We start from the raw sequence: 22,137 nt of genomic DNA, 5'->3' as shown, positions 1-22,137 counted from the left end.
CTGCCGTGAGGGGCCCGGACTGTCATCTCTGCGCAACGCGGGCCGATGACGCAACTGCGCACGGCCCCGTTCAACAGGGCCGGCCCTGCGATGGGGAGGGGCTGCAATGAGCCGCACCCGGGCAATCAATATTCAGCTCAGCGGCGCGCCGGTCAGGGGCGTGGCGCTCCTGTGGCGCAGGCTGAACTTCAGGGCCGCCACCCGGGCGGATGTCTGGCAATTGCTGGGGGATGTGGTGGCATCCGGTGTCGAGCTGGAGGAGGCCCTCAAGGGCGAGATCCGCAGCAGTCTGAGAACCGGGAACCGGACCCGCGCCCGGGTGCTGGCAGAAATGGTGTCGGCCAGTCTCGACGGCAGGCTGGCGCAGCGGCTTGCGCCCTACACATGGCCGCCGGAACGCCTGATCCTGGCGGGGCTGGGGCGCCAGCCCGCACATGCGGTCCTTGCATCGGCAGCGCGGCTGCTGCGCACCCGGCTGGCCCTGCGCAAGGCCGTGAACGAAGCGATTGCCCTGCCGGTCCTGCTGGCCCTGAGCCTCTTTGCACTGGTCCTGTTCTTTGGGCTGGAACTGCTGCCCGCCCTGTCGGAGATCGTCGATTTCTCGACCCTGGGTGCGGTGCAGGGCGCGACGGTGCGGGTCACTCTTGCCCTCTCGGGCAACCCCGCCCGCCTGGTTTTGTGGGTCGCGGTGGCAAGTGTGGCGCTCATCGCGCTGATGCGCCTCTGGACCGGGGCGGGCCGCGCCTTTGGCGACCGCTTCCCACCGTTTTCGATCATGCGCCTGCAAGCGGGCATCGGGTTTTTGTTTGCGGTGATCGAGCATGGCCGGGGCGGAACGGTGATCAATGGCGGATTGCTTGAGGAGATGGCGCAGAGCACCGGGCGCTATGAGGCCTCGCGCATCCGTGCGGTGAGCGCAAAACTCGGCCAGAACGCAAATCTGGGCGAGGCCGCCCTGGAGGCGGGGCAGGGCTTTCCTGACGACAGGCTTGCCGGCGTTCTGAGCCAGCTTTGGAACCGCCCCGATGGCATCCACAAGGCAGGCCGGTTTCTGGACCGGCGGCTGGAGCAGATCGAAAGCACCGTCAAGGCGCGCATGGCGGCGCTGAACATGGTGCTTCTGGTCCTCGTGACCACCGTGCTGGTCCTGTTGATGTCCATCATGCTGCCGGTCTTCGACCAGATCAACCGGGGGGCAGGGCTGTGACGATGACCTGGACAGTGAGACCACGCCAGCACCTGTCATGCCCGGTCATGTCCGGTCATGTCCCGACCTGGCAAGAGAAACCAACAGCTGAATGGGAGAAACACATATGAAAACCCGACTTGAAACAGCGGCCCCCGGGACCGGCAGCGGGGCCGTATCGGAATGTCACGACACGGTCCCAGGAGCAAAGGGCAGACGGCGCGTCCCGCGCCGGGCGCGCCGGGGTATCTCGCTGTTCGGGGTGATCCTGGGGGTGGCGGTGGCCGCATTGGTCACGGCCGGGCTGGTCAGCGCATACCAGGGCGTGGTTCTGAATGTCCGCGCCGGAAGCGTTCAAACCACCTTCATTGGCGCGGTTGCAAATGTCAGGCGGGCCTTTGCCAGCGCAACAACCTTCGCAGGTGGCAGAGCCTCGATGAACGCCATCATCTATTCCAGCGCCCCCGACAATTTCCGGAACACGAACGGAAGCGCCCGGGATGCCGGCATCACATTCCCCTGGTGGGAAGGCTCCTCAAAACTGATCGCCAGCGCCACTGCTGCAGAACACAGCGCGGATCTATTCACGCTGCATCTCGAGAATGTGCCGCCGGCCGTATGCGAGGCTGTCGGGGCCGCCTTCATCGGCAACAGTTCGGTCGAGCAGATCGCTGCCGATAAAGCGGCGGCAATCGGCGGGGCCGGGGAGGTGGCTGACACGGGCGTGGATCTCGCCGCCAATTGCGCCAACGTCGACAGCGACGATGACCTGACCGACCTGAAAATCCAGTTCCGGGGATGATCCGGGGTATCGCATATCCCGGCGCCAAAGCCTTTCCCCGCCGCCCCCGGCGCGGCCTTTCGGCGCTGACCGGCGTGATGCTGCTGGCAAGCGTCATGGCCGGCATCGCCGCAAGCTGGCAGATCGACATCGCCCGCGCGCGCATCGAGGGAGAGGCCCGGCACCTGGCGGAGGTGGTGGCCGCCGAAGGCTACGGGCTGCATCACTGGCTGCACGCAAACCCGCCCATAACCGCACCCGGAACCGATCCGTGTCAGGCCACCGGCGCTGCACCCTGCGGGCGGGCGCTCACATCAGAGGAGCAGGCCCGCCTCGCGCGCGCCGCGACCATCGCGCCCTGGCGCAGGGATGCCACTGATACAGCCAATGACCCAACCCGGGTGCTGCTTGCGCGCGGATGGACCCTCACACATCTGATCGGCGACACCGGCAACGGGCCAGCAGATGGCGTGATCGTCCTGCACCCAGGAATGCACGTGGTTACGCATCCGACATGGCGCGCCGCCCGGCAGGCGCTCGATAATGCCTTTGGCCTTGACGGGGCCGGGGATGAAGAGACGCAGCGCGCCGCCGCCCTGATCGCGCGGGACGCGCTGGGACGCGGTTTTGATCCCAAACATGACCGCGCCATCCTCGCCTCCCGCTTCGCACGGCTCGATACACAGGCGCTCTTTCGCGAACGGGTTGCCGGACATCCCCCCTTGCCCATGACAACAGGCATCAACATGGGCGGCAGGACCATCCTGGGGACCGGGCGCCTGGGTGCACTCAGTGCCACAGTTCCGACACTGCGCGGACAGGGCGATAATCCCCTGCGCGCCGACAGGCTTGCACCACAGGCCGGGATGACGCTGAACGGGGTGTTCGCGCCCCGAATCGTCACCCTGTCGGGAACCGGAACAGCGCAAATCGACGCAGACGCAACCGTGACCGAAACCCTGCGCGTCGGGACCAATCTCATCACCGGGCTTGCCACGCAGTCCGGCGCGGCAACCATCACCGGACGGACAACCGCCCGCACCCTGATTGCCTGTGCGGATCCGGACGCAGAGCTTTGCGGCGGCGGCGATCTGGAGATACGCAGACTAAAGCCCGACCAGACCCTGGCAGATGTGGTGGTCTTCGGGACCACAACCGTCACCCGGGCCGACACCCGGGCCGTCACCACAACCGGCGGGGCGGAGACATCCACCGTCCGGGAAACGCGGGCCGGAACCGGCGTGTTTGATGAGATCACCCGGCCCCGGCTGCGGGTCACCGGCTGTTACCGCTCCGTCACCCCCTTTGTTTATGGATCGAGGTGCTGACCCATGAATGCGCATATATTCCCCTCCCGCACCCGGCGCGGGCTTGGCCTCTTCGACAGCATCCTGGCCTTTGCCGTCTTCTCCTTCGCCCTGCTCTGGGCAAGCCAGATCACCGGCAACTGGATCACGGCGCGGGCCATGGCCAATGAGGCCCGCTCCGTGGCCGAGCTCGCGCGCGCAGGCCGCCTGCTGGTGGAAGGCGATCCGGCCCATGCCGGGCGCCGTCACGCGCCCCGCGCCGCCCCGCACCCCGTTGATCTGGCCGAGCTCGAAGGGGCAGGCCTGCGCGCCCCCGCGCTTGGGGAGCGGACACCGGGGCGCCGGACATTGTCGCTGTATCTCTATCGCCCCTCGGAGGGCGCCTTGCTCATCATCGCCCGTGCGCGCGGGGAGACCAAACTCACCCGCATCCCCGGCGCAGAAGATGGTGTCAGCGGGGTGGGGGTGCTTCTGTCCGGAGAGACCGGGTTGCGCGGGCCGGGCGTGAGCTACGACATGGCCCCCATCAACAGGCGCATGCCCGGCTTTGCAACGGCAAACGACATCTTCGCGCTGGACTATGTTGCGCTCGACAGGAACTGCCCGCCCTATCTCTACCGGGTGGCGGTCGATTGTGACGGGGATGGCAGCAACGATGCCGAGGTCAACACCATGTCCGTCGATCTGGATATGGGCGGCAACGATCTGACCGGCGCGGGTTCCATTGGCGCGCGCAGCGCGCAGATCCGCCAGCTGGTCGGGCAAACGCAGATCACCGGCCCGCTCACGGTCAGCGAGACGCTCGACGTCGAAGGCAACACGACGATCGCCGGTGACCTCGCACTCACCGGCACGCTCACCGCGCCCAATATCACCATAGGCGAGAGCCTGACGGTCAAGAAGGCGTTGAGCGTGAACGGCCCGCTCACGGGCGGGGCGCTCACATTCGATGGGGAGGCAACAGTCGCGGGAACCGCCCGGATCGGCACCCTCCGGATCACCAACATGAGGACGCAAGAGCTCAGGGCGGACCGCATCGATCTGGGAACCGGGACCTTCCGGGAGCTCTTCACCGAGCAGGCGACGGTCACGAATTGCACGGGGTGCAACTGATGGCAGGCAGGCGCAAACCCCTTCTGTTCATCGCCACGGCCCGCGCCCTCTGCGTCCTCTACGCGCTTGCGGGTCTGGTCGCAGCTCCGGTCCTTGCGCAGATACCGCTCACCGCAGAGGCGCAAACCCCGCTCCCGATCCTGGATTATGCAGAGGACAGCGGCAAACGTGACCCCTCTGGTGGCGCCTCTGGTGGCCCCTCTGGTGGCAATGGCGCGGGTCCTGCGCGGCACCCCCCGGCAAGGGATGTCCGCGCGGCGCTGTCAGAAGAGATGGCGCAGATGCGAAAGGACATCGCCGATATCGCGCGGTTCGCGCGCTGGCAGGACAATCTCGCACGCATCGCCCGCACCGACCCTGCCGAAGCCCTGCGCCAGCGCCTGCCCCTCTCCGACTGCCGCGCCAGCCTGTTCGCATCGATCTGCGACGCGCTGAGCGGGATGTTCAAACCGGAGGATATCGAATGAGCACCGTGCAGCACCAGGCCCGCTTTGCACGCCCCGTCAGGCGCGGGCAGAAGAGGATGGGCAGGAGCATGGCAGAGACACGGGCGGAGACCAGGGCACAGCCCGGCCTGACGGTGGATCCGCGCGCGGCGGTTCTGTGCTATGGTCGCAGTGCAGAGATTTCCCCGGCACGGGCCGCAGGACAGGATGGCACGGACAGCACAACACGCCCCCGACGCACCCACATGGCGGCAGACCCGCAAGATCGGCGGCCATGTCTGGCACGTCTCGATCACATGGGATGGCGGCGACGGCCGGGATGGCGATCGTGCGCTCTGCACCTGGCGGCGCGACACGGACCCGGTGCAGGGGTTCATCCTGCGCACCACGGCCAGCCGCCGCGATGTCACGCGCCACTTCCAGAGGCTGGTGCTCGGGTTCGCGCGGCGCTGAAGACCGCCCCCGGCGCGGCGCGCAGGACCACACGCCATAGCAGTTTCCTCCTCCTGTTTGTTGGAAACTTCAGTATGGAGGACAGCGCGGTCAGGCCACGACGGTGGTTTGGCCGCGCCACAATTCGACGCGGGAGGCAGCCATGACGGACCGCATTCCCCTGCCAGACCGCCGCCCCGGCGAGACCCGCAAGCTGACATGGGCGGGAAAGACGATTTTCGTCACCATCGGTTATGGGGCCGATCACATGACGCCACTCGAGATCTTCTACGATAGCGGCTACCGCTCGGGCTCGGATATGGAGGCGCTGGTCTCGGATCTGTGTATCGCGCTGTCGGTCATGCTCCAGCATGAGGGCGTGACGGCAGCAAGCCTCGCCCGCTCGATGAGCCGCGCGTTCGATCTGCGCACCGGCGCAGAGAAACCCGCATCGATTCTGGGCCTGCTGCTGGACGAGCTGATCCGCCCGCCCGCATGGTCGGCGGAACTGGCAAACCGGTTGCGGGCCGCCGAAGACACCGCACCGGATGGACCGGGAGAGACGCCATGATCCACACGCGCATATCCTTGCCCCATATCGAAGAGACCTCCTGCCGGATGGTGTGGGTGGCGGTGCTCTTTGCGGTGGTGCGCGATCTTTGCGCCTCTGACGCCCGCGCCCGCGCGCGGCAAGAGGCCGAGCGATGGGTGGGGGCCTGGCCGGGGCGGGATTTCCGCACGGTCTGCCAGATGGCCGGGCTTGATCCGGCCCGGGTCCATCGCGCGCTCTCCGACCTCATGCGCCTGGCCCCGCGCGCGCGCCGCAAGGTGGCCGCGGACCGGCTGGGCTGCAAGAGCACACAGATCAGCACCGCGCTCACGCTGCGCGTGCAGGGCTTTGAGGCCGCGCGGCGCGATGCCCCGAAACCCGACCCAAAACCCGACCCAAAACCCGACATGGCACCCGGCCCGAAACCCCTCCGCCGCAACAATCAAGGGGACCCCATGACATGACGCTCCCGATCCTTGATACCGCCGAAGGCCCGGTTCTGCTGATGGCGCTCTGCTGCACGGGCGTGGCGCTTTTGGCCATGGCCTGCATCGCCTGGCACGATTGCCGGCGCTTCGAGATCCACTTCGAAGGGCTGGGCCTTGCCACGCTGGCCCTTGTGCCGGTCCTTCTTGTGGCGGGCGGGCGCTCCGCAGTGCCCGACGCGCTGTTGGGTGCCGGTCTGTTCGGGGGCGCCACATGGATAGCCCGGCGGCTGCACCCTGCCCGGCTCGGGCGGGGGGATATTGCCCTGATGGCTTTCCTGGGCTTTGTGGCGGGACGGGAGGGGGCCGTCCCGGTGCTTGCCGCGCTCTGTCTCTTCTCTGCCCTCACCGCCGCCCTCTACAGCATCGCGCGCGGCAAGCGGCTGTTTCGCTCGATGTTTCCCGCCGCCCTGCCCGCAATGCCTGCGGCGGCGCTGGGTCTGGGGCTGCGCCTTGCGGCTCCGGCAGAGCAGGACATACGGCTCTTTGCACCGGTGCTGGACGCCCTTGTGGATGTGGCTCTCCCCGTCACGATACTCGCCTCTACCGTCCTGGTCGGCCTGGCATTTGAGCGGCGCGGTAAATCCGCGCGCGGAGGGGGGCAATGACGGGATTGGTCGACATGCTGGACAGCCTGCCCGCCGGTCTGCTGCCGGGATTTATGGCCTTGCTCGCCTCAGGCGCAGGTTGGATCGCTCTCGCGCACCGGCGCCGGGTTGCCGCGCGGGCCGCGACGCGCGCACACACGGGCTTTGTGGCCCGCGCGATCCTGAACCGGCAGGAGGCGAAGCTTTATCGCCGCATCGAGGCACGGCTTCCAAAGGGCCTGCGGTTGATGGCGCAGGTGTGCTACGGCGAAATGCTCTGCTGCCGCGACCGGTCCCGGTTTTTGACCATCAATGCGCGCCGCGCCGATCTTGTGGTTGTGGATGCGGGCTTCAACGTGGTGGCCGTCATCGAATACCAGGGGCGCGGCCATAACGGGCCCACAAAAAGCCGCTCCAGCCGCGCGGGCCTCCGCGCGGGCCTCGGTGATCGCAGGAAGAAGGCGGCGCTGGAGGAGGCGGGCCTCACGCTGATCGCGATCCCGGCAGAGTATGACACACGCACGATCGAGCGCGCCATGGACCTGATCCTGCCCAAACGGGAGGCACGCCCATGAGCCGCCCGCGCAAAACCGCCCGCAGCGTGACAGGCGCATATGACCTCTGCCGCAGGGACGGCTGCAGGATGAGGGGCACGGGCGCAGACAGTCCAATGACCCGGAAAGCCCGCGCGTCCCTGCACGCAGCAACAGGGGGTAACAGGCGGCGGCTCATGATCTGCACACCCCCCACCGCTGTCATGATCGCCCCTGGGTTCCACAAGAAAACAGCGTGCCTGTTCGACGGTATCCGGAACGCCCTTATGGCACGTCCAGTTAACCTTGAGACGGTTTGTGCTGGCTGTCGGCGGCACCTTGGGCGCGCAGAACCGCCCATTGACCTCATTGATAACCGGAAATGCTGTAACGCCGCCTCACCGATGAGCAAAAATACGCAAGAAGCCCGGGTTTCTTCCGGAACGCGCGCAGTCTTCAAGAAACTGTCTATGCTCGTGTTGCCAATGTTCAATAAGCGGTGCCGAAGAGTACGCTCTATACAGGTCGTCAACCGTCATTTTACCCGCCCTGACGGGGTCCATGTTGAGGCGATCACCAGCAACGGTGCGCAACGTATCAAGGCCAGTCATTGGAAATCGGCCATTGAGTGCAATTCTGCATCCCATGAGTTCCAGCCAGAGTTGCTTCAAACCCAACAGTCTAAAACCAAGAAATGGCATATATCGCGCGACCCGAAGTGTGAATCGCGCATCCTGCAAGCTGTTCGTGACACCCTCACAATCAAGAGCACGGGCAAGAGAGCGGGACCCGATGGCGCGGCCAGACGTTTCGAAGTGCTCAATCTCCATTGCGCACAAAACGATCAGGTGATTTCGCATTCCCCGGTCCTGCGGCCAGTTGAATGCGAAACGGACGAATCCAACGCCAGAGAGCAGAGTGATTCCTTTCATATTTGTATTTTGGACGATCACAATATGAAGGAATGCGGGGCGCGGGGCAAAACCCCGTGCCTCGTCCAGAACATTGCCGGGGCGGGTCAGACATACCCCCTCCCACATTCATGTGCATGTGCCCCGGCTGCCCGGCCAGTGCGGGCAAAACAGGCACACACCCCAAACACAAAAGGGCACCTTTATGCAACCCGTTGGAACACCGCTCCTGAAGCTGTTGTGGATTTTCATCTCCAGATTCGGGATGGGCGTCATCATCGGCACCCTCCTGCTGCTGGCGCTCACGTTCACGCGCAACACCATCCAGTGCGGCGATCCGTTCATCTTTCCCGACCGAAGCATCTGCCAACGCACACCCACGCACACCCCGGAGGTCCCCGCAAACAGGCACGGGCCATGACCACCCGACCCCGCCGCCGGGGCGGGGGCAGGATGAGGGGCAGGGGCGCAGACAGTCCAATGACCCGGCAGGGGGCGTTTGCTTTGCACGCCCGCCTGTCAGAGCCCGGGGGCCGCCGATGACCGGGCGGCGCACCGTGAGGGACTGGCTTGTGCTGGCCCTGGCCATCCTGATGGCCGCGGGTCTGTTTGCCTCACATGAGAGGCTCGATCAGATCATGCGGGCCCTTGTTGCCCCGACCCCGGCACAGGGGACAGGTTTGCGGGGCACAGGTCTTCAGGGCGTGGCCACGGTCACAGATGGCGACACGCTGGAGATACATGGCCAGCGGATCCGGCTGCACGGCATCGACGCGCCCGAGAGCGGGCAGAGCTGCGCGGATGCAAAGGGTGCGCTCTATCGCTGCGGGCACTGCGCGGCGCGGGCCCTGGCAGACCGGATCGGAGACGGGGTGGTGCGCTGCGAGCAAACGGATATCGACCATCGCTACACGCGGGTCGTGGCGGTGTGCTCTCAGAACGGGGTCGACCTGAACCGCTGGCTGGTCGAGACCGGCCAGGCGCTGGCTTACCGTCGGTACAGTCCGGATTACGTCAAGGCCGAAGAGATCGCGCAGGCCGCGCAGCGCGGGATCTGGGCCGGGCGGTTTGTCGCGCCCTGGGACTGGCGCAAGGGCGCACGGCTGGAGAGGGAGGCTGCCCCGCAGCCCTCACCCGCGCCCGAGGGCTGTGAGAGGAGGGCGCAGCGATGAGAGTCACGCTTGAGCGGCATAATGAAGTTTATGGCAAATGTATCAGCAAGCCTGACCTGATCTCGCGCGCGGGACCCACCTCAATGCGGGGTGTTCGGGTCAAACACAGCCGACAAGGACGGCGCATCGATCGCCGCATCGAACCAGGTATCAAGCTGATCGACATCAGCGGCAGCAACCCGGTCACGCATTGCTTGGGGCACATGGCCGAACCGGCGCTCAAGCAGGCGCAGCAGGGTTTCGGCCTTGCCAACCGCCAGACCCTCCGCCTTGCCCTTTGCCTCACCGGCAGCCAGGCCCTCGGCCAGGCCCACCGCCTTGCCCTCGGCATGCATCGTCTGTGCGATCGTTCCCATATGCGCCTCCATGTCATGGGCGCCCAGGCGCCGCAGTTCCGCCATGATATCGTCGCGGTCCACATCCTGGTAGACCTCGCTGATATAGGTGAAGACCTGCCTGCGCAGATCACTGCCCATTGGCAGGTCGTTCACCACATCCTCAAGATAGCGCACCGCCTCGCGCTTCATCGCGATCAGCACAGCTTTGAGCGCCGGGTCCTGCGACAGCGCGGCGGTGGGTATCTCGCCGATATTTCTCAGAATATAGGCCGCGCCGGGCAAAAACACCAGTTCCGGCGGCGCGTCGATCATCGCGCCCAGCCCGTCCGGCACGCGCCAGCGCCGTTCGCCGTTATAAAGCACCAGCGGCACGATGGCCGGGAGCCTGCCCTTCAGGGCCGGGCCGTATTCCTTCCTCAGCCGGCGCCAGATCCGGATCATGTAGCCGGCCAGTTGCAGCGGCAGGTCCGTGTCGGGAGTGCTCTTGTGCTCGACCAGCAGATAGCACCAGGCCGCGCGGCCGGACCGGGTGGACACCCGGAAGAGCGCGTCACTCTGGCTGCCGGCCAGGGCCTCATCCACAAACGTCCCGTCCACCTTCTGCGGGCGCGACAGGTCGAGATGGGCGGCAATTGCGTTGGGCAGGTGATCGCGCAGGAAGGCGCGGACCAGCTTCGGGTCCTCGAACGCGGCGCGAATGAGCGCGTCATGGGCGTTGGAAAGCTCGGCCATCTGTCCTCCGGCAGGCGCGTCTTTTGCCCCTGCTATGCGCAGAGACCGCGCGGCGCAAGGCCCGATTGCCACCTGGAAGACCCTCACCCCCGGCCCCCATCCATGAAAGGACCCTGACCATGAGCCATTTCACAGTGCATGTCCCCGTCGCGGGAAAGGACGGAAAGACGCGCTACCCCCGCGTCGGTGTCCTCTTCGAGAACACGAACAGGAACACGGGCGAGATCTACCACACGATCCGGCTGGACTTCCCCGTCGGGGCCACGGAACTGCGCGCCTTCGTGCCCCGGGAGCGGGACGGGCAAGCAGGCGACATGCGCCCCGATGACGGGGGGATGGCATGAGCAAACCGGAAGGGGGCCACACGCTTGCCGGCATCGGCAGGACGCTCAAGCGTCTGGGCCGGGAGAGCCTCCGGCAGCACCGGTTCCTGATGGCGATGGTGATCCTCAACGTCCTGCTCACGGCGCTGCTCTTCCATCAGATCGCCCCGCTCGGAGACGCGCTCGACGCAGAGGACGCCGCGCGACGGGCAAGCATCAAACGCTTTGAGGAGGCCCGCGCCAAGCGGAAACCCGGCCGCAACATCATCGGCAGCTTTGGACGAGAGGAGCCAATACTGTCACAGACGCCATCGAACCACGATCCGGAGCGCGCCCATGAGTGACGCCGCACAGCTTGATCGGTTCATCCGCGCGGCCCTTGGCCCCCATGGTGCGCTGCTTGATGACCCTGAGATCGTGGAGCTTTCGGCCAACCCCAATGGCACGGTGTTTGTGGTGCGGTTGGGCAAGGCCCCGGATTGTGTGGGCCACATTGAGGCGGAAGCCAGGGGCCGGATCATCCGGTTCTGCGCCACCGCGCGGGGGGTGCCGGTCACGCCGAAGAGCCCGATTGTGTCGGCGCGCATGCCGGGGGCGGGGTTTCGGTTCGAGGGGGTCATTCCGCCCTGCGCCCCGGCGCCGATGTTTTCGATCCGGTTTCATGCGTCGCGCATCTTCTCGATGCAGGATTATATCGACAGCGGCACACTCGATCCCGCGCAGGCGGAGCAGGTGCAAGCCGCCCTGGACACCCGGCAGAACATCGTCGTGGCCGGCGGCACCGGATCGGGCAAGACCACCTTCCTGAACATGCTGATCGGGGAAGCGGCGAAGCGCGACCCCGACCAGCGCCCGGTGATCATAGAGGATACGCCGGAATTGCAGAGCGATCTGTTGAATGCGGTCTTCCTGCAAAGCTCGATCACCGTGGACATGACCCGGCTGGTGGCCTCGAGCCTGCGCCTGCGCCCGGACCGGATCATCGTGGGCGAGACCCGCGATGGCGCGGCGCTGGCGATGATCAAGGCCTGGAATACCGGCCATCCCGGCGGCTTGACCTCTGTCCATGCCAATTCGGCGTGCGCCGCCCTGAGCCGTCTCGACATGCTGGTCTGCGAGGCCTCGATCACACCGCAACGGGCGGTGATCGCCGAGGCTGTTGATCTGGTGGTGTTTCTCGCCGCCACCCGCGCGGGCCGCCGCGTCACCGAGATACTGAGTGTGAAAGGATATGAACATGACCGGTTTATCTTCGCGTAAGGCGCTTTATCTGCGCGCAGGGCCCTTGCTGTCCGCGCTGGTTCTTCTGGCTCTGATGACGGGGGCGGCAAGTGCCGCCCCAAGTTCCGGCAGTGCCCTGCCCTGGGACACGCCGATTGAGCGGATTTCCGGGGCAATCACCGGCCCGGTGGCGTTCATGTTCGCGCTTGGCGGCATGGTGGTCCTTGGCGTGCGCTGGATCTTCGGGGGCGAGATGGGCGGCATGACCCGGGGATTGCTGACCACGGTTGTCGGCATCTGCCTGCTGGTTCTGGCCACCCGGTTTGTGCAGGTGCTTTTCGGCGTCACCGGCGCCGTGATCGCGGGGTGAGGGGATGGAGTTGCGGATATGACACTGAGGCACCGGCACACCCGACCCCTGTTCAGAGCGGCGCTCCTGGCCGTCCTGATCGGCATGGGCGGGGTCGCAGCCTCCCCCACGCTGGCCTGTGATGCCGCCTGCCAGGAGCGCATCGACAAGCTGGCGGGTGAGGCAAAGGCGCGGGATCAATCCGTGGGGCGCGGGCCGAACAACACGGTGGTGGTTCAGCATGGCGCCGGGATCCCCGTGCTCAAATGCCGACCCCTGCACTTTTGCACCATCCAGCTGCAGCCCGGTGAAGTGCTGCGCGAAGACCTCGCTTTGGGGGATACGGTCCTGTGGCTTGCCGAGCTGCGGGTCTCGGGCACCGATCTCGAGCCGCATGTGCGGGTCGTGGTCAAGCCGGACGCGGCGGCAACACGGACCAGCCTCCTGATCCCCACCGACCGGCGGTTCTACGATATCCAGCTGGTGCGCAGCGACACCGAATACACGCCCGTGATGGCGTTTACCTACCCCGCCGAGGTCGCAGCCGCCACAAGGGCGAAAGTTGCAAAAGACGCCGCCCTGCGGGCCGAGCGACAGGCGCAGGTGGCCATCGAGGAGGCGCGCCAAAGCCTCAAGGTTGGCACGCGCGAGGTGTTCTCAGGCGATCTGGACTTCCGGTTCGACATTCGCGGCAAGGCCCCGTTCAAACCCACCCGGGTCTTCACCGACGGGCGCAAGACCTGGATCGATCTGCCCGACCGCTATCGCGGCGAACGCCCGGTCTTTCTCGCAGACGGGCCGGGCCAGGCCAACCAGGCCGTGGTCAACAGCCGCTGGCAGGGCAACAGGCTGGAAATCGACCGGGTGATCACCGGCGGCGCGCTGGTCATCGGCGTCGGGCGACAGGCGCAGAAAGTCATCCTTCGAAGGATGTCCAGATGAGCGGGCGGGGTTTATCTTTTTGCGTGCTGCAGGGCAGGCTTCGGATACCGGGCGGCACCCGGGTGCTGAGACGGGTCGGGCGATCTGTGGGCGCGCGCGCCGCGCTGGCGGGGGTCTGTGCGCTGCTTGCGGGCTGCGCGGGCGTCGATTTTGCATCCCTCTCCAGCCGCGCACGGGAACAGGCCCGGCTCGATGCGGCGCAGGAATGCGCCATCGGCTATGACATGGCGCGCCAGATTTACGCGCTGGCACGCGTCAACCAGACGGTGGTCCGGGTCTCGCCCAGGCTCGGGGCGTGCGGGGCATGGGCCGCGCAGTATCTGCGCCGGGCCGGGTTTGCCGTCGATGAGACAGCGAAGCGCCGCGACACTTATGTCTTCACCGTCACCACCTATGAGGACGGGGAGCGGGTGATCGCCACCACCGCCCTGCCGGGCCTGCGCCTCACCCGCGCCTACAGGCGGGCCGCGTTCGGTGTCCTGCCCGCCTCCGGGTTTAACGTCACAACGGAAGGGGAGCCTGGTTGATGCATCCCAATCCCATCTATCGCTCGCTCACCCGCCCGATCCTGTGGATGGGGATGGAACGGGTTCCCGGGGCCCTGCTGGTGCTGGGCACCGGCACATTGGCGCTCGCGGGGCTGATGCTGGCCGGCAATTACATCGCAACCGCCCTCATCCTTGGCGCAGGCGGCGCCTCCACGGTCGGCTTTGCGCGGCTGGCAGAGCATGACCCGGCCTTCTTCCGGACGCTGGCGCGCAGGCTCAAATATGACGACATCTATCCCGCGCGCGTGAGTGTCATCGACACCACCACGGGACAGAGATCCACGCACAGAACAGGGCGGAGGGCACGCTATGGTCAAGGCCTTCAATGAGCTGATCAACTGGTACGGTCTCATCGATGAGGGTGTGGTGCGCTGCAAGGACGGCTCGTTCATCGCAGGCTGGTACCTGGAGGGGATCGATACCGAGCCGCTGGGGGAAGAAGAAAAGGCCGCACGCACGCAGGCGCTGGCCCGGGCGGTGGCGGAGTTTCGCGATGAGGACGGGTTCTGGATCGAGTTCGCCCGCAGGCCGCTGCGCAGCTACAAGAGCTCCGAGAAGGATTTCGAGGCGGCGGCCCTGCAGGTCTTCGAGGCCGAGCGCGAGGCGTTCTTCAGGGCCCGGGATGCCAACTACACCAACCGCATCACGCTCTGTTATCATTGGAAACCGCCATCCGGCACGGCAGCGGTCTCCCACCTGCTGGGCCGGGTGACCGGGCAGGACAGCGCGGACCAGGACCAGCTTTTGCGCGACTTCGCAGCGCGCTGCGCCATGGTGGAAAGCCGTCTTGGGGCGCATTACAGGATGGCGCGCATGGGCCTGCGCACCGATCTCGATGATCACCACGAGATCCCGATGCGACGGGATGCGCTTCTGGGCCGGCTGGCCTCGTCGCTCTCGGGGCGCTTTTGCAAGATCAACGTCCCCCGCATCCCGGTCTATCTTGACCACATCCTTGCGCCCGAATGGGTCCATCGCCTGCCCTGGCACTTGCCAACGCTCTCGGCCCGCCCGCTCGCCCTCATCGCCGTGGACGGCTATCCCGCGCAATCCAGCCCGGAAATGCTCGGCCTGCTCGAAGCGCTGCCCATCGAATACCAATGGACCACGCGCTACCTGCCGCTCTCGCCCACCAGCGCCAAAGCCCGCATCGCCGCCCGCCGCCGGGGATGGAGCTTCTCCCGCTCCTCACTGCGCAGCCAGTTCAACAAGGACGAGGAGGCCGCTGCGGTCTCGCAGTTTGCCGATGACATGGCGCAAGAGACCACAGAGGCCCTCACCGGTGTCGAGGCCGGCGAGATGAGTTTTGGGACCTGCACCACCGTGCTCACGCTCTTTGGCAATGATGACAGGTCCGAGCCGATGCTCAAGAGCATCGCCGAGCGCATCATCACCGAACTGTCCCAGAACGGCTTTTCCGCCCGCCGCGAGACGCTGAACGCGCTCGAAGCCTTCCTCTCCACCCTGCCCGGACACCGCGCCGAAAACCTCCGGGCGGGGCTGGTCAACAGCCAGGCCTTCGCGGACCTCATCCCGATCTCGACCATCTGGTCCGGACAGCCCACCAACCCGTCCAACAAGTTCCCCGCCGGCGCGCCCGCGCTCATCCGCGCGCTGAGCGCAACGGGAGAGCCCTACTTCTTCAACCTGCACAGCCGCGATATCGGCCACAGCCTGATCTTTGGACCCACAGGCTCCGGCAAGTCGGTCCTGCTCAACCTCATCGCGTCGAACTTCCTCAAATACCCGGGCGCGCAGGTTTTTGTCTTCGACAAGATGAACTCCATGTATACGCTCACCCGCGCTATCGGCGGCACCCATATCGACCTGGGCTCCGATGACGTCTCGCTCAGCCCCCTGAGCGGGCTGACGGACCTCGGAGCCGCCTGGGCGGCGGAATGGGTGGACAAGCTCTGTACGCTCAACAAGGTCACCCTGGCGCAGGACGCGCGCACCGAACTGGGCCACGCGCTGGCCAATCTGCAGGGCAGCACGGATGCCTTGCGGGAGTTTCGGGCGGCGGTCCAGGTGCCCGCCGTCCAGCAGGTGATTGCGCAATATATCGACGCGGGACCCTTTGCAGGTTTTATCGACGCGCCCTCCGACACGCTCGATCTCTCCCGTTTCACGGTGTTTGAGGCCGACAGGATACTGGAGGCTGGCCCACACCTGAGCGTCCCCGTGCTGGATTATCTCTTCGAACGCATCGAACATCGCCTCACCGGCGCCCCTTCGCTCATCCTCATTGATGAGGCCTGGTCCTTTATCGGGCACCCGCTCTTCGCCCGGCGCATCGAGAAATGGCTGCGCGAATTGCGCAAGGCCAATTGCGCGCTGGTGCTGGCCACGCAGTTTACCGGTGATGCGCTCGACACCGGCCTCTCCGGCCCCCTGATCCAGAGCTGCAAGACCCGCATCTTCCTGCCCGACCCCGATGCCAAGAACACGCGGATTTCCCAGGCCTATCGCGACCTCGACCTGAGCGATGCGCAGATCGACATTCTCGCCACCATGCGCCCGGCGCAGGACTATTACATCATCAAACCCGAGGGCCGGCGCATTGTCGATTTCTGCCTCGGACCCAAAGCCCTCAGTATCCTCGGGGCCACCGATGTGGACGACACGGCCAGGGCCAAAACGCTCTGGGCCAGAAACCCCGACACCTGGTGGCACCCCATCGTGGAGCGCGCGGCCTCATGACAGACCAACACAACGCCCCGAAGCTCAAGGCGCCTGCATCCCGGCATGTGCCCCTCATGCGCCCGCCTTCCCCCCGCCCTGTCTGCGCCACATTCCTTGCGGCCCTGGTGGCCCTCACACCCCCCACCCCGGCCACATCAGGCGGGGCTGTTGGCAGGGCAACCGAGTTCACCCAGCTGCTCAACAATGCCGAACTGGTCTCGCTGGTGGGGCTGGAAACGAAACTGCTGAACACCAATGCCCGCCAACTGGCAACGCAGGCCAATCTCTTGCGCACCCAGTTGCAGGCTTACCGGAACATGCAGCGCAACACCGCCAACCTGCCGGAAACCATCTGGGGCGATGTGGTCACCTCGCTGACCGAGCTGCGCTCTGTCATGGCCTCGGCGGGTGCGCTTGCCAGCGACGGGGCGGCGCTTGATGCGCTGATGAAAGGACGGCTGATCGCCGATCCGCTCTTTGAGGCCTCGGCGCTCTCGCGCGGCGCGTTCGAGAGCCGCTACAATGACTGGGTCGCGCTGTCGCAGAGCGCGCTCAACGCAGCCCTCGGAACCGCCCGCATGACGGTCGAGGATGTGGACAGCGAAGCGGAACTGATCGCCCGCATCACCCGGCAGGGACAGACGGTTCAGGGTCAGGTGGAAGCCCTTCAGGTCGGCAATGAACTGGCCACCTCCATCGCGCGCCAGATGGCCCAGCTGCGCCTCCTCACCGCCGCGCAGAATGAACAGACCAGCCTGTTCCAGGCGCGCTGGATGGCGGAGCGCGACGCGGCAGAAGCCGCGCGCCGGGAGACCGTCAGGCGCGCCGAAGAAGAGCGCGCCCGCCGCGCACCCGGCCGCAATATCATCGGCAGCTTCGGACGGGGAACCCGGTGATGGCACAGACAGGACCCAAACACGCACTGTTGCGCGCGCTGCTCCATATAAGCCTCGCCCTGGCGGTGCTCACCCTGATCGCGCCCGTGTCGGCAGAGGCAAACCAGGTTGATGAGATCAGGGACGCGTTCGAGACCTCCGTTGTCGAGGTCGGGGATCGGATCAAGGGGATTGCGATCCGCCTGCTGTTCTCGCTCTTCGTGATCGAACTGGTCTGGTCGCTCGGGCGCATCGTGATGGAGCAGGGCGATATCGGGCAGGTTCTGAGCGCGCTGATGCGCCGCATCGTCATCGCCGGGTTCTTCCTGCTGCTGATCGACGGCATCCCGTCGGGCGGTGGCGAGACCCTCGGGATTGCAGATTTCATCCTGCGCTCCGCCGAGGCCCTGTCCGACGAAGCGGGCGGTCCCGAGACCCTCTCGCCCAGCGACATCTTCTTCCCCATGATGGATACCGGCTTCAATATCTGGGACAACAGCACAGGTATCGGCGGCACCCTCTCGGCAGCCATTGTCTGGGTCATGATGGTCGTCATGGGGGCCATCATGACCGGCCTGATCATACTGGCCTATGTGATGATATACATCACCTTCACCCTCGGCATTCTGATCCTCGGCTTCGGGATATTGCAGCCAACGCAGCACTTCGCAACCAACTTCATCTTCCGCGCCATCGGCAGCATCTTCAGGCTCTTCGCCACGCTCCTCATTGCAGCCATCATAAAGACCCAGCTCGAAAGTATGGAAGGGCTGAACGGGTTCGAGGACGGCATCCTGATCATCGGCCTCTGCCTCATCCTCACCATGGTGCTCTTCGTCGTGCCTGCCTCTATCGAGAGCCTGATCGCAGGGGCACCCGGTGCCTCACCCGACGGGGCCATTCACCGCGCCGGCACGAAAGGCGCAGGGTTGGCGGGCCAAGGTGCAAAAACCGCCGGCAAGGCCGGTGCGAAGGCCGCAGGGACCACCCTCAAAGCCGGCAGCAAAGCGGCAGGCGGGGCGCTCTCCGCATCCATCCGCAGCATAAAGGGACGATTCGGTAAATGAGCAAGGCTATAGAGACCAACACGCAGCCGCACGCACACACACCCACAGAAGCGACCGCCATACCCGCCAGCGGCGCTCCCAGCGAATATCTCGCCGCCCGCGCGGACTGGGATGACCGTTTCGCAGGCCAGCGCAAGACCGTCCGCGTGCTGACAGGCATCACCCTGCTTGCGCTCACCCTCGGCGGTCTCGGGATGGGCTATGGCATCTACACGGGCGCCCGCACCCAGTACATCCCCTATATCATACAGGTGGACGAGCTTGCGCGGATTGCCACCACACCACCACCGGAACGGGTTGGCACATGGCCCGCCGCCATCGTGCGCCGCGAGCTTGATCTCTTCTTCGACCGGCTGCGCTCGGTCAGCCCCGATCTCAACGTCATCGCCACCAATCACGGCGCGGTGGAGCATTTCCTGCCCGGCGATGCGCCCGCCACCACCAAGCTGCGGGCCTATTTCCGGCAACCCGGCAACAACCCCATCAGCCGGGCCGAAGACGAAACCGTCGCCGTGGACGTGATCAGCGTCAACCAGGTCACCGACGGCTCCTGGCGGGTGGAATGGCGCGAAACCCTGTTTGACCGCCGCTCCGGACGGGAGACAGGCATGCGCCGCTTCGTGGCCACCGTGCAAGTGGTGTTCCGACCCCCAACCTCCCAGGCCATCCTGCACATCAACCCGCTCGGCCTCTTCATCCAGGACCTCGATATACAGGAGATCGCAGGCTGATGGAGAGCACCGGTAAACCCGTCAGGGTCGTCCTGTTTGGTATTTGCGTCTTCGTGATCGGCCTGTTTGTGCTCTTCTACTGGCAATCCATAAAGCCCGATCAACCCGCCCCGCGGTCAGATACAAGGCAAGACGTAGGCAACGCAGGAGATACGGCCAGGCTCGGGACCACCGATGAGATCATCCCTGGCACCTTTGTGGGTGAAACGCCACCGCCAGACCCGCCTGTTGAGCACCCCGGCACCGCGCCCGCTGCACCTGTTGGCCAGACCGCGGCCCCCAACCCGCCGGCCACGGCGGAAGACGCCCTGCGCGACGCCGCCGAACTCGAACGCCTGCGCCGTCTCCTTGAGGCCGAAACAGAAGAAATACTCGCCAACCGCGAACTGACACGGCAAGCCAAATCCTCCCCCATCGGTGAAAGCCGGGTCGATCTGACCCAAACCGCATCCCCTGCAAAGCCTGCGCCCTCAAGCCCGCCGACCCCAAACCCGGACCCAATCCTTTCTGTGCAGCAGACCGCGCCAAACCGCGTTCAGGCCGGGGCCGGGGCAAGCACAACCAACACAGCGGGACAGGCAGCAAACCGCGTTCCGTCAGGGCGCCGCACTCCGGGACAGGCGTCGCGACACTCAGGACCCCAGACGGGGGCTCTGGCCCCTGCCGATCCCTATCTTGCGCGCGCCTATTCGCCGCACCGGACGCTGGCAGCCCCCTCGCCCTTTGTCCTGCACAAGGGCACGGTCATCCCCGGCCTGCTCAGGACCGGCATAAATTCCGAAACCCCCGGCGTGGTCTCGGGCACCGTCCGCCTCGATGTCTTCGACACCGTGACCGGCACGCATCGTCTCGTCCCGGCCGGCTCACAGCTCTTCGGGCGATACGAGGCTGAGACGGATTACGGGCAAAAACGGCTCGGGGTCGTCTGGACCCACCTGATGTTTCCCGATGGCGCCGCCATCCGCCTCGAGGGCCAGAGCGCCACCGACAGTGCCGGCCAGTCCGGCTTTGCCGACAGGCGCAAGGGCCACTTCCTGCGCACCCTGGGCGGCAATCTGCTCTATACGATCATCAACACAACCGAAAGCGTGGCCGCACGGCGGCTCGAAGAAGAGATTCTGAAGGGCCTGGGCGGCGCGCCCGAGCCGCAGGGGGGTGGGCTCAACATCAATATCGGCGGCGGCACCGGCTCCGCGCTGAGCAATTTCAACCGCCAGCAAGCAGGTCTGGGACCAACCCTCATCATCCGACCCGGATACCCTTTCAACATCGTCGTCGGGCGCGACCTCGTGCTGGAGCCCCGATGATGCGGCACATCACCAATACCGGAACGCGCCTTCTGTCCGCATTGTGCCGCGCCGGTCTCCTTCTGCTGGCAGGCGCCCCGGCCCTTGCCAATGTTGCGGATGCGCGCAGCAAGGGCGTGCTTGATTTCATCGGCGCCATCGAAGCCAACGGCTATGACGATTACTACCAGGGTGCGGCTGAACCACCGCCCAAACCGCTCACCACCATGACCGTGGACGAGGTGCTGGCCTGGCAGGCGCACATCGACGCCCGCTCAAACTCGGAAGCGGCCGGCAAATACCAGATCGTGGAAGACACGCTGCGCGAACTGGTCGATGGGGGCGTCGTTGCGCGCGACGCGCCCTTCAACGCAGCCACACAGGATGCGCTCGCCCTGCATCTGCTGGAACGACGCGGCTACGATCCCGCCCGCACCGACTATGCCAATATGGGCGATGCCATCGCGCGGGAATGGGCCGCCCTGCCCGTTTGCACGGGCCTGCGTGCGGGCCGGTCCTATTACGATGGCCTGGGCGGCAATAGCGCGCGCACCACATGCGAGGCCTGGCTCGGCGTGCTTGCAATGAGTGATGATCCCGTGGCCGTTGCCGATGCGATCGCGCTCTCGCGCATCCTGGCCGCCACGACAGCGGCCGGCACCAGCGATCTCGATATCTTTCTCGACGATCTGCGCCTGAGCTTCTTCGACATCCCGGAGACCCTCATCTCCATCGCGCTGTCGCTGCTCTTCAGCCTGTCTGTCATCGAATGGGTCCTGACCACGGCCCGGCAGATCTCGGACGGGGATGGGCTCAGGGTCTATATCACCACCCTGCTCCAGCGCATCACCATCGCCGCCCTCTTCGTCTTCCTGATCACCCTCTCCACCTACAGCGATCTGGTCATCGCCAGCGCCGAAGCGCTGCTCAATGTCGCCACCACTGGCGCCAGTATCGATGTGGTCGATCTCTTCGACAGTCTCATCGCCATGGTGCTTGAGCTTTTCGGGCGCAGCTGGTGGGACATCCCCGACAAGATCGCGGCCATCGTCATCCTGCTCGTGGGCGCGCTCCTCCTGGCCGTGATCATCACCGCCTATATCGAGGTCTATATCGCCTTTGCCGCCGCCATCATCGCGCTTGGCTTTGCCGGATGGACCCGCACCCGGCATATCGCGATCCGTTACCTCAGGACCGCCGCCTCCAGGACCCTGTCTCTCTTCTGCGCACTCTTCTGCGGGGCGGTGATGTCCCGCCTGCTCTCTTTCGATCTCGAACGGGAAACAGGCAGCCCCCTGATCCTTGCAGGCAGCCTGATCATCCTCACCATGCTGGTCACATCCGTGCCCGATGCGCTCGAACAGGCGATGACCGGACGCCCCGCCGCCAGCACCGGCAGCGCCCTGCGCAGGCTCTTCACCAGCCTCGTCTTCGGCGGCGCAAAGCGTGGCCTGCACGCCATACGGGGGAAGACATGAAACCCGAATTGACGCGAGACCCGTGCAGGCCCTGGCGCCGCTCCGCCCCGCTGCGCAGAGTG

Annotated in this window: 27 protein-coding genes; 25 read left to right on the top strand and 2 right to left on the bottom strand. The window is 65.8% G+C overall.

The genetic code is table 11. From position 1 onward, the window contains the following. The first annotated feature begins 106 nt into the window (after positions 1-106). From ACOERD_RS14490 to ACOERD_RS14445, 10 genes are all read left to right on the top strand, one after another. A complete protein-coding gene (locus tag ACOERD_RS14490; protein WP_419739494.1) occupies positions 107-1,207 on the top strand; it encodes a hypothetical protein in 1,101 nt (366 codons plus the stop codon). A 259-nt stretch (positions 1,208-1,466) separates the two neighbouring features. Further along, the gene (locus tag ACOERD_RS14485; protein WP_419739493.1) at positions 1,467-1,988 is read left to right on the top strand and encodes a type 4 pilus major pilin; all 522 of its coding nucleotides are present in this window, start codon (positions 1,467-1,469) and stop codon (positions 1,986-1,988) included. Next, positions 1,985-3,295: a hypothetical protein gene (locus ACOERD_RS14480; RefSeq protein ID WP_419739492.1), complete on the top strand. Its 1,311-nt coding sequence runs from the start codon at positions 1,985-1,987 to the stop codon at positions 3,293-3,295. Before ACOERD_RS14485 ends, ACOERD_RS14480 begins: the two co-directional genes overlap by 4 nt. 3 nt (positions 3,296-3,298) lie before the next feature. After that, the gene (locus tag ACOERD_RS14475) at positions 3,299-4,387 is read left to right on the top strand and encodes a hypothetical protein (RefSeq protein WP_419739491.1); all 1,089 of its coding nucleotides are present in this window, start codon (positions 3,299-3,301) and stop codon (positions 4,385-4,387) included. Next, positions 4,378-4,854 (top strand): hypothetical protein, encoded by a 477-nt coding sequence (locus ACOERD_RS14470; RefSeq protein WP_419739490.1) that lies wholly within the window; start codon positions 4,378-4,380, stop codon positions 4,852-4,854. Before ACOERD_RS14475 ends, ACOERD_RS14470 begins: the two co-directional genes overlap by 10 nt. Positions 4,855-5,040: 186 nt before the next feature. Beyond that, positions 5,041-5,286, top strand: coding sequence for a hypothetical protein (locus ACOERD_RS14465; RefSeq protein ID WP_419738560.1), 246 nt, complete (start codon positions 5,041-5,043; stop codon positions 5,284-5,286). A 142-nt stretch (positions 5,287-5,428) separates the two neighbouring features. After that, positions 5,429-5,836: a hypothetical protein gene (locus ACOERD_RS14460; protein WP_419738559.1), complete on the top strand. Its 408-nt coding sequence runs from the start codon at positions 5,429-5,431 to the stop codon at positions 5,834-5,836. Next, on the top strand, positions 5,833-6,279 hold the full coding sequence (locus ACOERD_RS14455; protein WP_419738558.1) for a hypothetical protein: 447 nt from the start codon (positions 5,833-5,835) through the stop codon (positions 6,277-6,279). The genes ACOERD_RS14460 and ACOERD_RS14455 overlap by 4 nt, the downstream gene beginning before the upstream one ends. Continuing rightward, positions 6,276-6,908 (top strand): prepilin peptidase, encoded by a 633-nt coding sequence (locus ACOERD_RS14450; protein ID WP_419738557.1) that lies wholly within the window; start codon positions 6,276-6,278, stop codon positions 6,906-6,908. Before ACOERD_RS14455 ends, ACOERD_RS14450 begins: the two co-directional genes overlap by 4 nt. Further along, positions 6,905-7,462: a DUF2726 domain-containing protein gene (locus ACOERD_RS14445; protein WP_419738556.1), complete on the top strand. Its 558-nt coding sequence runs from the start codon at positions 6,905-6,907 to the stop codon at positions 7,460-7,462. The genes ACOERD_RS14450 and ACOERD_RS14445 overlap by 4 nt, the downstream gene beginning before the upstream one ends. A 356-nt stretch (positions 7,463-7,818) precedes the next feature. On the opposite strand, the gene ACOERD_RS14440 is transcribed toward ACOERD_RS14445, so the two are convergent. After that, on the bottom strand, positions 7,819-8,460 hold the full coding sequence (locus tag ACOERD_RS14440; protein ID WP_419738555.1) for a hypothetical protein: 642 nt from the start codon (positions 8,458-8,460) through the stop codon (positions 7,819-7,821). A 76-nt stretch (positions 8,461-8,536) separates the two neighbouring features. Between ACOERD_RS14440 and ACOERD_RS14435 the strand changes: the two genes are divergently transcribed. Further along, positions 8,537-8,752 (top strand): hypothetical protein, encoded by a 216-nt coding sequence (locus ACOERD_RS14435; protein ID WP_419738554.1) that lies wholly within the window; start codon positions 8,537-8,539, stop codon positions 8,750-8,752. A 136-nt stretch (positions 8,753-8,888) separates the two neighbouring features. Next, complete coding sequence (locus ACOERD_RS14430; RefSeq protein WP_419738553.1) at positions 8,889-9,503, top strand: thermonuclease family protein; 615 nt, start codon at positions 8,889-8,891, stop codon at positions 9,501-9,503. Between the two features lie 80 nt (positions 9,504-9,583). On the opposite strand, the gene ACOERD_RS14425 is transcribed toward ACOERD_RS14430, so the two are convergent. Beyond that, positions 9,584-10,573 carry an Rpn family recombination-promoting nuclease/putative transposase gene (locus ACOERD_RS14425; protein ID WP_419739489.1) on the bottom strand — a complete coding sequence of 330 codons (990 nt, stop codon included), beginning with the start codon at positions 10,571-10,573 and terminating at the stop codon, positions 9,584-9,586. A gap of 119 nt (positions 10,574-10,692) precedes the next feature. Here ACOERD_RS14425 and ACOERD_RS14420 point away from each other — a divergent pair, with 119 nt between their 5' ends. From ACOERD_RS14420 to ACOERD_RS14360, 13 genes are read left to right on the top strand one after another with little or no spacing between them, the layout of a single operon-like run. After that, positions 10,693-10,917 carry a hypothetical protein gene (locus ACOERD_RS14420; RefSeq protein ID WP_419739488.1) on the top strand — a complete coding sequence of 75 codons (225 nt, stop codon included), beginning with the start codon at positions 10,693-10,695 and terminating at the stop codon, positions 10,915-10,917. Continuing rightward, positions 10,914-11,240, top strand: coding sequence for a hypothetical protein (locus ACOERD_RS14415; RefSeq protein WP_419739487.1), 327 nt, complete (start codon positions 10,914-10,916; stop codon positions 11,238-11,240). The genes ACOERD_RS14420 and ACOERD_RS14415 overlap by 4 nt, the downstream gene beginning before the upstream one ends. Then, positions 11,233-12,156, top strand: coding sequence for a P-type conjugative transfer ATPase TrbB (gene trbB / locus ACOERD_RS14410; protein ID WP_419739486.1), 924 nt, complete (start codon positions 11,233-11,235; stop codon positions 12,154-12,156). Before ACOERD_RS14415 ends, trbB begins: the two co-directional genes overlap by 8 nt. Further along, entirely contained in the window at positions 12,134-12,487 is a 354-nt protein-coding gene (locus tag ACOERD_RS14405) for a TrbC/VirB2 family protein (protein ID WP_419739485.1), read from the top strand. The genes trbB and ACOERD_RS14405 overlap by 23 nt, the downstream gene beginning before the upstream one ends. 18 nt (positions 12,488-12,505) lie before the next feature. Continuing rightward, a complete protein-coding gene (locus ACOERD_RS14400) occupies positions 12,506-13,408 on the top strand; it encodes a TrbG/VirB9 family P-type conjugative transfer protein (RefSeq protein WP_419739484.1) in 903 nt (300 codons plus the stop codon). Beyond that, a complete protein-coding gene (locus ACOERD_RS14395) occupies positions 13,405-13,935 on the top strand; it encodes a hypothetical protein (protein WP_419739483.1) in 531 nt (176 codons plus the stop codon). Before ACOERD_RS14400 ends, ACOERD_RS14395 begins: the two co-directional genes overlap by 4 nt. After that, the gene (locus ACOERD_RS14390) at positions 13,935-14,285 is read left to right on the top strand and encodes a VirB3 family type IV secretion system protein (RefSeq protein ID WP_419739482.1); all 351 of its coding nucleotides are present in this window, start codon (positions 13,935-13,937) and stop codon (positions 14,283-14,285) included. Before ACOERD_RS14395 ends, ACOERD_RS14390 begins: the two co-directional genes overlap by 1 nt. Continuing rightward, complete coding sequence (locus ACOERD_RS14385) at positions 14,266-16,656, top strand: helicase HerA domain-containing protein (RefSeq protein WP_419739481.1); 2,391 nt, start codon at positions 14,266-14,268, stop codon at positions 16,654-16,656. The genes ACOERD_RS14390 and ACOERD_RS14385 overlap by 20 nt, the downstream gene beginning before the upstream one ends. Further along, complete coding sequence (gene trbJ, locus ACOERD_RS14380) at positions 16,653-17,534, top strand: P-type conjugative transfer protein TrbJ (protein WP_419739480.1); 882 nt, start codon at positions 16,653-16,655, stop codon at positions 17,532-17,534. Before ACOERD_RS14385 ends, trbJ begins: the two co-directional genes overlap by 4 nt. Further along, positions 17,534-18,580 (top strand): type IV secretion system protein, encoded by a 1,047-nt coding sequence (locus tag ACOERD_RS14375; protein WP_419739479.1) that lies wholly within the window; start codon positions 17,534-17,536, stop codon positions 18,578-18,580. Before trbJ ends, ACOERD_RS14375 begins: the two co-directional genes overlap by 1 nt. Then, complete coding sequence (locus tag ACOERD_RS14370; RefSeq protein WP_419739478.1) at positions 18,577-19,311, top strand: VirB8/TrbF family protein; 735 nt, start codon at positions 18,577-18,579, stop codon at positions 19,309-19,311. The genes ACOERD_RS14375 and ACOERD_RS14370 overlap by 4 nt, the downstream gene beginning before the upstream one ends. Further along, a complete protein-coding gene (locus ACOERD_RS14365) occupies positions 19,311-20,618 on the top strand; it encodes a TrbI/VirB10 family protein (protein WP_419739477.1) in 1,308 nt (435 codons plus the stop codon). Before ACOERD_RS14370 ends, ACOERD_RS14365 begins: the two co-directional genes overlap by 1 nt. Continuing rightward, complete coding sequence (locus ACOERD_RS14360; RefSeq protein WP_419739476.1) at positions 20,618-22,075, top strand: type IV secretion system protein; 1,458 nt, start codon at positions 20,618-20,620, stop codon at positions 22,073-22,075. The genes ACOERD_RS14365 and ACOERD_RS14360 overlap by 1 nt, the downstream gene beginning before the upstream one ends. Positions 22,076-22,137: the final 62 nt, after the last annotated feature.

It is taken from the genome of Ruegeria sp. (assembly GCF_965199275.1).
Classification (GTDB): Bacteria; Pseudomonadota; Alphaproteobacteria; order Rhodobacterales; family Rhodobacteraceae; genus Ruegeria.
The sequence above is the reverse complement of the archived record's forward strand: the minus strand, read 5'-3'. Positions and strand labels throughout refer to the sequence as shown.